8 protein-coding genes are annotated in these 10,086 nt (G+C 72.2%); 3 read left to right on the top strand and 5 right to left on the bottom strand.

Going from position 1 to position 10,086, the window contains the following annotated elements; translation table 11 throughout:
• Window positions 1-21: 21 nt before the first annotated feature.
• Window positions 22-1,152, bottom strand: coding sequence for a transaldolase (gene tal / locus NBW84_RS08305; RefSeq protein WP_250283297.1), 1,131 nt, complete (start codon window positions 1,150-1,152; stop codon window positions 22-24).
• A gap of 883 nt (window positions 1,153-2,035) precedes the next feature.
• Between tal and NBW84_RS08300 the strand changes: the two genes are divergently transcribed.
• Window positions 2,036-2,929, top strand: coding sequence for a heme o synthase (locus NBW84_RS08300; protein WP_250283332.1), 894 nt, complete (start codon window positions 2,036-2,038; stop codon window positions 2,927-2,929).
• Window positions 2,930-3,230: 301 nt separating this feature from the next.
• Here NBW84_RS08300 and NBW84_RS08295 read toward each other — a convergent pair whose 3' ends face one another.
• From NBW84_RS08295 to NBW84_RS08280, 4 genes are all read right to left on the bottom strand, one after another.
• A complete protein-coding gene (locus tag NBW84_RS08295; RefSeq protein ID WP_250283331.1) occupies window positions 3,231-4,274 on the bottom strand; it encodes a COX15/CtaA family protein in 1,044 nt (347 codons plus the stop codon).
• A 102-nt stretch (window positions 4,275-4,376) separates the two neighbouring features.
• A complete protein-coding gene (locus NBW84_RS08290; RefSeq protein WP_250283295.1) occupies window positions 4,377-5,231 on the bottom strand; it encodes an ABC transporter permease in 855 nt (284 codons plus the stop codon).
• Window positions 5,228-6,169, bottom strand: a complete 942-nt coding sequence (locus tag NBW84_RS08285) for an ABC transporter ATP-binding protein (RefSeq protein WP_250283293.1) — start codon at window positions 6,167-6,169, stop codon at window positions 5,228-5,230. The genes NBW84_RS08290 and NBW84_RS08285 overlap by 4 nt, the downstream gene beginning before the upstream one ends.
• Window positions 6,170-6,465: 296 nt before the next feature.
• Window positions 6,466-6,966 carry a transcriptional regulator gene (locus NBW84_RS08280; protein ID WP_250283329.1) on the bottom strand — a complete coding sequence of 167 codons (501 nt, stop codon included), beginning with the start codon at window positions 6,964-6,966 and terminating at the stop codon, window positions 6,466-6,468.
• A gap of 693 nt (window positions 6,967-7,659) precedes the next feature.
• On the opposite strand from NBW84_RS08280, the gene NBW84_RS08275 reads away from it, so the two are divergent.
• Window positions 7,660-8,487, top strand: coding sequence for a helix-turn-helix transcriptional regulator (locus NBW84_RS08275; RefSeq protein WP_250283291.1), 828 nt, complete (start codon window positions 7,660-7,662; stop codon window positions 8,485-8,487).
• Window positions 8,484-9,908, top strand: a complete 1,425-nt coding sequence (gene sufB / locus NBW84_RS08270; RefSeq protein ID WP_250283290.1) for a Fe-S cluster assembly protein SufB — start codon at window positions 8,484-8,486, stop codon at window positions 9,906-9,908. The genes NBW84_RS08275 and sufB overlap by 4 nt, the downstream gene beginning before the upstream one ends.
• Window positions 9,909-10,086: the final 178 nt, after the last annotated feature.

Here is a 10,086-nt window from a genome sequence, read left to right as displayed (position 1 = left end):
CTGTCAGGTCTGTCAGGTCTGTCAGCCGGTGAGCGCTCCCGGCTGGCCGCCGGCGGCCGTGAGCTGTTCCCCGACCGCCGTCAGCAGCTGGTTCCAGGAGTCCACGAACTTCTCCACACCCTCGCGTTCGAGCACCTCGACGACGTCGGGGAACGAGATGCCGAGACCGGCCAGGGCGGCCAGCACCGCGTGGGCGTCGTCGTAGTACGGCCTGATCGTGTCGCCCCGGACCACCCCGTGGTCGGCGAACGCGTGCAGTGTTGCCTCCGGCATCGTGTTGACCGTGCCCGGGGCGATCAGCTCCGTCACGTAGATCGTATCCGGCAGGGCCGGGTCCTTCGTGGACGTGGACGCCCACAGCGGCCGCTGCGGCCGGGCACCGGCCTTCGCCAGCGCCGACCACCGCCCGGTGGCGAACGCCCGCTCGTAACGCTGGTAGGCCAGCCGCGCGTTGGCGACCGCGGCCTTACCGCGCAGGGCCTTTGCCTCGGCGGTGCCGATCTTCTCCAGCCGGCGGTCCACCTCGGTGTCGACCCGGCTGACGAAGAACGACGCGACCGAGGTGATGCCGGGCAGCTCCAGACCGGCCGCCGCGGCCTGCTCGATGCCGGCGATGAACGCGTCCATCACCGCGTCGTAGCGGTCGAGCCCGAAGATCAGCGTGACGTTGACGCTGATACCCGCGGCGAGCGTGGCGGTGATCGCCGGCAGGCCGGCGAGGGTGGCCGGGATCTTGATGAACAGGTTCGGCCGGTCGACCAGCCACCACAGCGCGCGGGCCTCGGCCACGGTGCGCTCGGTGTCGTGGGCGAGCCGCGGGTCGACCTCGATCGACACCCGGCCGTCCACCCCGCCGCTGGCCTCGTAGGCGGGACGCAGCACGTCACAGGCGGCGCGGACGTCCGCGGTCGTGATCGCGCGGACGGCCTCGCCGATGTCCACGCCGCGGACGGCCAGGTCGCGCAGCTGCTCGTCGTAGGCCGATCCGCTGCTGATCGCCTTCTGGAAGATGGTCGGGTTGCTGGTGACGCCGACGACGCTGCGGGTACGCACCAGCTCGGCGAGGCTGCCGGTCCGCAGCCGGTCCCGGCTGATGTCGTCGAGCCAGACCGCCACGTCGGCGGCGGACAGCAGGGCCAGGGGGTCGGTCATTGTGGTGGACGTCCTCTCCGGGGAGCGCTGGCGTGCTGATGGACGGTTCGGCGCCTACGGTTGTCATGTCCGTCGTCTGTCATGCCCGTCGTCGTGTCCATTGTGGTCGGCGCGCCCTGGCGGTCAGCGCCGGACCGTGGCGGTGGGGGCAGGCCCACCAAATGCCGCCGGTACATGCCGCCAGTACCGGTAGGGGCGGACCGTCCCCCGCTGCCGGTACGGACGGGCCGGGCCACGCCGTATCTGCCGGTACGGATGGGCCTACCCTCTCGCGTTCCTCCCCTCACCCCCGCGCCCGGACAGCTCGAGAAGCCCGGGGACGACCGGCCGGGAACCTGCCGGGAACCTGCCAGGAACCTGCCAGGGACGTGCCGGGGACGTGCCGGGAACCTGCCGGGAACGTGTCGGGAACCGGGAACCTGCCGGGAACACTGCCCTCCGGCCCGCCCGACGCGCTTTCCCGGTCACCGGGCCCGGGGGCACGGGAGCCGGGCTGGTGGCTTCGGGAGCGTCGGCAGCGCTGCCGACGCCGACGGCCATGCCGCGGGGAAGCCGCCGGGACATCCCTGTCTGCGCAGGCCGGGCCGACGGTGCCGCTCAGGGTGCCGGCCAGGGCCACGGATCTTCTTCTGGACGGGTCGCGCGCCTGGCGCGGCGTCCGGCGGTTAGACTCCGACACGTCGTAGAACCACGCCGCGAAGCCCCGGCGCCCCGGGGCCCGAGTCCGGGCGGGTGGCCTGTGTCGCCCGCCGATCGCGAGGTCGTCCTGTCCGCCCTGGCCGCGTCCACGCCGGTAGCCAGCCTGCCGAAGCCGACCACGCCCGCGCCGCCGGCCTCCGGGGAGCGCGGCGGGCCGGACGGCCCGACCGGGCCGACCGGGCCGATGAGGACCCGCCGCCCGGTCGGGGCGCTCGCGCGTTCCTACCTCGCCCTGACCAAGCCGCGGATCATCGAACAGCTCCTGATCACGACCATCCCAGTCATGCTGCTGGCCGAGCGCGGCCTGCCCTCGCCGTGGCTGATACTCGCGACCCTGGTCGGCGGGACGTTCGCGGCGGGCAGCGCCAACACGTTCAACTGCTACATCGACCGCGACATCGACCAGGTGATGGCGCGTACCCGCGCCCGGCCGCTGGTGCGGGCGAACGTCACACCCGCCGAGGCGCTGCGCTTCGGTGTCCTGCTGGGTGTCGCCGCGACCCTGCTGTTCGGTTTCGCGGTCAACTGGCCCTCGGCACTGCTCGCCGACGCGGCGATCGCGTTCTATGTCTTCGTCTACACCCTCGGGCTCAAGCGCCGCAGCCCGTCCAACATCGTCATCGGTGGCGCGGCCGGCTGCTTCCCGGTGCTCATCGGCTGGTCCGCGGTGACCGGTACGGTCGGCTGGCCCGCCGTGCTGCTCTTCGCGGTCGTCTTCTTCTGGACCCCGCCGCACTTCTGGGCGCTGGCCATCAAGTACCGGGACGACTACGCCGCCGCCGGGATCCCGATGCTGCCGGTCGTGGCGTCACCGGAGGTGGTCGCCAGGCGCATACTCGGCTATTCGTACGTGATGGTCGCCACGTCCCTGCTGCTCGTCCCGGTCGCGGACACGGGATGGCCCTACCTGGTCGTGGCCGCGCTGCTCGGCGGCTGGTTCCTGGTCGAGGCGCACCGGCTGGTCCGCTCCGTCCGCCGTGGCGGGCAGATCCGCCCCATGCGGCTGTTCCACCTGTCCATCACCTACCTGACGCTCCTGTTCGCCGCGGTGGCCCTGGCCGCCCTGTGGCACCCGTAGCCGAAAGCCGTCTACCCGCTGTCCGCTGACCCGACCCGCTGAGCTCGGGCGGACGGATCCCGCCTGACGGAGCCCACAACGGAACCGCTGCCCGGGGAACTTCGTGGTCGTCCAGGTGGGAACCGTCGCTGGGACCACCTACAGGTGAGCGGGAGGCAGGCAACCGTAGGTGGTTTCCGTTGTTCTGATGATGGTTTTCACCTACGGCATCCGCTGCCGTAGGTGAAAACCATCCCCATCGTGACGGGAACCACCTACAGGCGCAGGCGCGCGGGTACGGGCGCGGGCGGCTGGAGCGGGGTTACAGCGGGGCTTTCGACCGGTGCTGCTCGGCGGTGCCAGCGGCGTCGGCGATGCTGGGGTCGGCGATGCTGGGGCCGGCGATGGTGGGGTGGCCGGTCGGCGGTGACCGCCGGGGGGCGGGCGGGGATGCAGGCAGGTCGACCGGCGCCGGTCGGTTGACCATGGCCAGCCAGATGTGCAGGGCGGCGATCCACAGCGCGGTGGCCCCGGCTATGTGCAGCTCCACCAGCGCGACCGGGATGCCGGTGAAGTACTGGACGAACCCGACGCCGGCCTGGGCGGCCGCGATGGCGGCGAGCGCGTTGCTCGCGCGGACCGCCTCCCGCGGCCCGCCGCCGGCACGCACCGCGAGGACCGTCGCGATGACCAGCCCGACCAGGAGCATCGCGGCGTCCGCGTGCAGCTGCGCGACATTGGTGATGTCGAACCCGAACCGTTTCGCCTCGGTGGAGTCCCCGCTGTGCGGCCCGGTGCCGGTGACCACCGTGCCGAGGACGAGCACCGCCCCGGCGACACCCACCAGCAGCCGGGCCAGCCAGCGCAGCTCGCGCCCGCCCGCCGGCCGGGCCGGGCCAGGGCCACAGCGGGCCCGGCGGTCGAGCGCCACGACGTCGAGCAGCAGCAGCATGGACAGCAGGAAGTGCCCCGCCACCAGCGCGGGATGCAGCTTGAACAGGACGGTCAGGCCGCCGAGCACCACCTGGCCGAGGAAGCCCAGCCACAGCCCGAACGCGAGCAGGACGAGGTCACGGCGGCGCTCGCGCAGCCGCAGCGACACCAGCGGCAGCAGCAGCATCACCGCCCCGACGGCGGTGGTCAGCAGCCGGTTGCCGAACTCGATCCAGCCGTGCACGGAGTACTCCGACTGCGTGACGAACGAGTCCTCGCCGCATCTGGGCCAGGTGGGGCAGCCGAGCCCGGAGCCGGTGAGCCGGACCGCGCCACCGGTGACCACGATCAGCGCGAGCAGCACGACGCTGACGCGGGTGAGCCGCTGGAAGACCACCGGACTCACCGTGGGTAGTCGTAGTGGCTGCCGCATGTTCATCCCCGTGGATACTACCGTCTGTAGAAGTCCGGGCCCGGCATCCTTGCTCCCACCGGCGCCCCTACTCCCATGTGAAGGTCATTCCCATCGTGAAGGTCATTCCCATCTGAAGGTGCGGGCCGCCAGCGCCAGGGAGCCGGCCGCCCAGGCGCACAGCACGACCAGATCGCCGACGGGCAGGCCGGCGCCGTCCCGCAGGACGGCCCGCAGGCCGTCGGAGGCGGCCGCGGTGGGCAGCGCCCGGCCCACCGCCTCCAGCCAGCCCGGCAGCTCGGACAGCGGGACGATCACCCCGCCGACGAGCAACAGCAGCAGGTAGACGCCGTTGGCCGCGGCCAGCGTCGCCTCCGCCCGCAGGATGCCCGCCATCAGCAGCCCCAGGCCGCAGAACGCGACGGTGGCCACCAGCAGGAGCAGCGCCACCCACCACGGCCGGCCATGCGGGTGCCAGCCGAGGGCGAACCCGACGGCGACCAGCACCGCGACCTGGATGATCTCCACGGCGACCACGGCCAGCGTCTTGCCCGCCAGCAGGACCGAGCGCGGCAACGGGCTCGCGCCGAACCGCCGCAGCACGCCGTAGGAGCGCTCGAAACCGGTCGCGATCGCCTGCCCGGTGAACGCCGTCGACATGACCGCGAGCGCCAGGATGCCCGGGACGAGGAAGTCCACCGAGCGGGCGCCGTCGGTGGGAAGCACGTCCACCGCGCTGAAGAACAGCAGCAGGCCGACCGGGATGACCAGGGTGAGCAGCACCGACTCCCCGCGCCGCAGCGTCAGCTTCAGCTCGATCAGCGTCTGCGCGCGCAGCATGTCCCACCGGCTCGCCGCCCCCGGTGAGGGACGCAGGTCCAGCGGCGCTCGCGTGCCCACGGCGGAGCGGGGGCCGGCGGCGGCCGGCTTGGCCGGCTTCCCGCTCCGGCCGCCGGTCGGCACCTCCGTGTCGGTCATGCCCGCAACGCCGAACCGGTGAGTTCCACGAACACGTCCTCAAGACTGCGCTGTTCGACCTGGAGGTCCTCGGCCATGACGCCGTTGCCCGCGCACCAGGCGGTCACCGCGGCGAGCATCTGCGGGTCGACCTTCCCCTGTATGACATAGCGCCCGGGCGGTCCCTCCCTGGCGACGGTGCCGCTGGGCAGGGCCAGCTCCAGCCGGTCGATGTCGAGGCCGGCCAGCGCCCGGAACCGCAGCTCCCCCTTGGCGCCGCCGCTGGTCAGCTCGGCCGGGGAGCCCGCCGCGAGGACCTTGCCGTGGTCGACGATGACGACGTGGTCGGCGAGCTGCTCCGCCTCGTCCATGGCGTGGGTGGTCAGCACCACGGTGACCCCGGCCATCCGCAGCTGTTCGATCAGCTCCCAGGTGGCCCGGCGGGCCTGCACGTCCATGCCGGCGGTGGGCTCGTCGAGGAAGACCAGCTCCGGACGGCCGACGAGGGCCATCGCCAGGGACAGGCGCTGCTGCTGGCCGCCGGAGAGGCGGCGGTAGGGCACCCCGGCCATCTCGGCGATGCCGACGCGCTCGAGCAGGGCGGTGACGTCCAGCGGGTCACGGTGGTGCGCGGCGAGCAGAGCGAGCATCTCACCGGCGCGGGCGCCCGGGTACACCCCGCCGGACTGGAGCATGACCCCCACCCGTGGGTGCAGCGCGGGCCCGTCACGGGCGGGGTCGAGGCCGAGTACCCGCACGTGGCCGGCGTCCGGGCGGCGGAACCCCTCGCAGATCTCGATCGTGGTTGTCTTGCCGGCGCCGTTCGGGCCGAGCAGCGCCGTGACCGACCCCGCCACAACGGTCAGCGATAGATCGTTGACAGCATGTATGGCTCGGTCCGAGCGTGGCCAGTATGTCTTGACCAGGCTGGAAACCTCGAGTGCCAGGTCGTCCGCCACACACGCGATCCTACGGACCTTTGCCGTCGTAGGTGCGACCGGAACCCGCCCGGATACGGTCAGAACACACCGGCGGCCCGCCCGCGGCGCCCACCGGGCAGCCATCGGTGGCCGGGAACGGCCGGGAGCCGGGAAGGCCGAGAGCGAGCCCGAAGGTGCGGGAGAGCGGGGGAGAGCGGTGAACAGCGCGGGGAGCGGCTCCGGGAAGGGCGCGGGAACAGCGTCGGGAACCGGGAGCGGTACCGGGGGCCGGGAGCGCTGTCGGGGGCCGGGAACGGTCGGTGTCAGGGACGAGGTCAGGAACGGGCCTGGCCGCGCCGCCCGCGCGGCGGGGCAGGCCGCTGCCCGGCCCCCGGCTCGACGAGCGCGCCCCACGCGCGCAGCCGCTCGTAGAGCAGCGGCGGTGTCGTGCTGTAGAGCCGTGCCAGCGAGAGCAGGTCCGTGCGGCGCAGGCGTAGCACGTCCCGGGAGCTCTCCGAGCGCAGTACCTGCACGATCGCGATCCAGCGCCGCAGCGGGCCGGTCCGGGTCGGTGGCAGTTTGCGCAGCCGGTGCAGGTCGATGGCCAGCGGCGGCAGGCCGGCCAGCTCGGAGCGGTCCGTCTGGGAGGGGATGAGCACGACCGCGGCCACGTCGTAGAGCTCGGCGAGCTCCATCAGGCGGTGCACCCGCAGGGAGCGGCGCCCCCGCTCGTAGGCGCCCAGGGTGCCGGCGGTCCAGCGCCCGTTCGTACGTTCCTGGACGTCGACGAGGGACATGCCGCGCCGGTGGCGGGCGGCTCGCAGCCGGCGCCCCAGCTCCGCCGCGTAGTCGTCGCGCCGCGGGCTCGTGTCGGCACCGCTGGCCCTGCCGGCACTGGTGCCGGCGCTGGCCCTGGTGCCGGCCGTACCCACTCTGGCTCTACCGGTGCCGGCGCTGGCTTTACCGGCGCTGGCCCTGCTGGCGCTGGTGCCGGCCGTACCCACTCTGGCTCTACCGGTGCCGGCACCGGCCGTGCCGGTCGCGCCCGTGCCGGCTGTCCCGCCTGTACCGATACCGCCTGCATCGGCTTCGCCGCTGTCGGTGTCGGTACGGCTGGTGTTGGCGGCGTCCGGGATGGTTCCGGAGATGCCGGCCGGGTCAGCGTCGGGCTCAGGAGCGCTGTGGTCGGCCTCGGTCACGGTCTCCGTCCGGGTCGCGTCGGACCGGAGGCGCGTTCCGCCTCCGGCCACAGCCTGTCAGGAGTTGGTCTGTGAGATGGCCGGTTCACACGATGACAGCCGGATGCGGGTGGTCTCCGTGTGGTATCGCCGCGTACCGATATGCCGCCGTCTATACCGGCGCCGGGGGCCGCCGGCGAGTGTGGCGGATCAGACGCTCGCTCCAAGCGGACGCTCTTCGCCCAGCTCAGATGCCACGATGGTCGGGTACCGCGACAGATCACGTCGTACCGGCGGGCCGGGGGGTTAGACCCACGGCGGGAAATAAGGCACAGTGGTGTTGTGAAAAGCATGCCCGACACCTCCAACGGTACGGCGGCCGACGGCCGGACCCGTGACCGTGTCGCGCGCCTGCTCCTGGAGCTCGGCCCCTCGACCGCGGTCACACTCTCGGCACGCCTCGGCCTGTCGCCGGCGGCGATCCGCCGCCATCTGGACGCGATGCTCGCGGAAGGCACGATCACCACCCGGTCGGCCCGTAACCCCGGCCCGCGCGGCCGTGGCCGCCCGGCCCGGGTCTACCAGCTCACCGCCGCCGGCCACGCGGCCGGCCCGACCGCGTACGAGGACCTGGCCACCAGCGCGCTGAGCTTTCTCGCGGACGTCGCCGGCCAGGCGGTTGTCGCGGAGTTCGCCGAGGCGCGTGCCGCCGAGCTGGAGCGGCAGGTACGGGCCGCGGTCGCCCGGGCCGACCCGGCCGACCGGCCGGCGGCGCTGGCGGCGGCGATGTCCGCCGCCGGTTACACCGCGAGCACCTCGCAGCTGCCGACGGGCGTCCAGATCTGCCAGCACCACTGTCCCGTCCAGCATGTCGCCGAGCAGTTCCCCGAGCTCTGCGGCGCGGAGACCGCCGCGTTGTCGCGGCTGCTGGACTCGCACGTCCAACGGCTCGCCACCATCGCGCATGGTGACGGGGTGTGCACGACACATGTTCCGCTGGAGACCCGGGAACCCCAGCAGCCCGAGAAGAGCGGCGACGCCGCGGCACCCTCCACGGTCGTGCCGGTCGTGCCGGTCGGGACGCCGACGTCCGCGGCGGCCGTCAGCACACCTGGTTCCACACCTGTCACTCCCACCACCGCCACCTCTCTCACCTCCTCGGAGGGTCCTGCCATATGACCACCACTCCTGAGACCGAGATCGACAGCCGGCTTGAGGGCCTGGGTGCCTACAAGTTCGGCTGGTCCGACACGGACGCCTACGCGGCGACCGCCGAACGCGGGCTGTCCGAAGCGGTCGTCCTGGACATCTCGGCCAAGAAGGGCGAGCCGGAGTGGATGACCCAGCTTCGGCTGAAGGGTCTGAAGCTGTTCGGCCGCAAGCCCATGCCCACCTGGGGCGCGGACCTGTCCGGGATCGATTTCGACAACATCAAGTATTTTGTCCGTTCGACCGAGAAGCAGGCGGAGAGCTGGGACGACCTGCCGGCGGACATCCGCAACACCTACGACAAGCTCGGCATCCCCGAAGCCGAGAAGCAGCGTCTGGTCTCCGGCGTGGCGGCGCAGTACGAGAGCGAGGTCGTCTACCACAAGATTCGTGAGGATCTTGAGGAGCAGGGCGTCATCTTCCTCGACACCGACACCGGCCTGCGGGAGCACCCGGAGATCTTCCAGGAGTACTTCGGCTCGGTCATCCCGGTCGGGGACAACAAGTTCGCCGCGCTGAACACCGCGGTGTGGTCCGGCGGCTCCTTCATCTACGTCCCGCCGGGCGTGCACGTGGAGATCCCGCTGCAGGCGTACTTCCGCATCAACACCGAGAACATGGGCCAGTTCGAGCGGACTCTGATCATCGTGGACGAGGGTGCCTACGTCCACTATGTCGAGGGCTGCACCGCGCCGATCTACTCCTCGGACTCGCTGCACTCCGCGGTCGTGGAGATCGTCGTGAAGAAGAACGCCCGCTGCCGCTACACGACCATCCAGAACTGGTCGAACAACGTCTACAACCTGGTGACCAAGCGGGCCGCCTGTCAGGCCGGCGGCACCATGGAGTGGATCGACGGCAACATCGGCTCCAAGGTGACGATGAAGTACCCGGCGGTGTGGCTGCTCGGCGAGCAGGCCAAGGGCGAGGTGCTCTCGATCGCCTTCGCCGGCGCCGGCCAGCACCAGGACGCCGGCGCGAAGATGGTGCACGCGGCGCCGCGGACGTCGTCCACGATCGTGTCCAAGTCGGTGGCCCGCGGCGGCGGCCGCACCTCCTACCGCGGTCTGGTGCAGATCCAGGAGGGCGCGCACAACTCGCGGGCGACGGTGAAGTGCGACGCCCTGCTGGTCGACACGGTCAGCCGGTCGGACACCTACCCCTACGTCGACGTCCGCGAGGACGACGCCTCCATCGGGCACGAGGCCACCGTCTCCAAGGTCGGGGAGGACCAGCTCTTCTACCTGATGAGCCGCGGGCTGTCCGAGGACGAGGCGATGGCGATGGTGGTGCGCGGGTTCGTCGAGCCGATCGCCCGCGAGCTGCCGATGGAGTACGCCCTCGAGCTCAACCGACTGATCGAGCTGCAGATGGAAGGCGCGGTCGGCTGATGGTGACAGCTCCTGTCCACAACGGCTCACAGGGCTCACAGGGCGCGCCGGGGCTGCCGGGCTCGTCGGACGGGTCGTCCGCCGCCGCCGGCGGCACCGCCACCGCCACCGTGCCGGCGGGGTCGTCGACCGGCCTGCCGTTCGGCTCCCGGCCAGGGGTGGCCGCGGGCGCGCCGGC

Source organism: Protofrankia sp. CiP1_Cm_nod2, assembly GCF_920664355.1.
Classification (GTDB): Bacteria; Actinomycetota; Actinomycetes; order Frankiales; family Frankiaceae; genus Protofrankia.
This window is presented reverse-complemented; position numbering and strand designations above follow the sequence as displayed.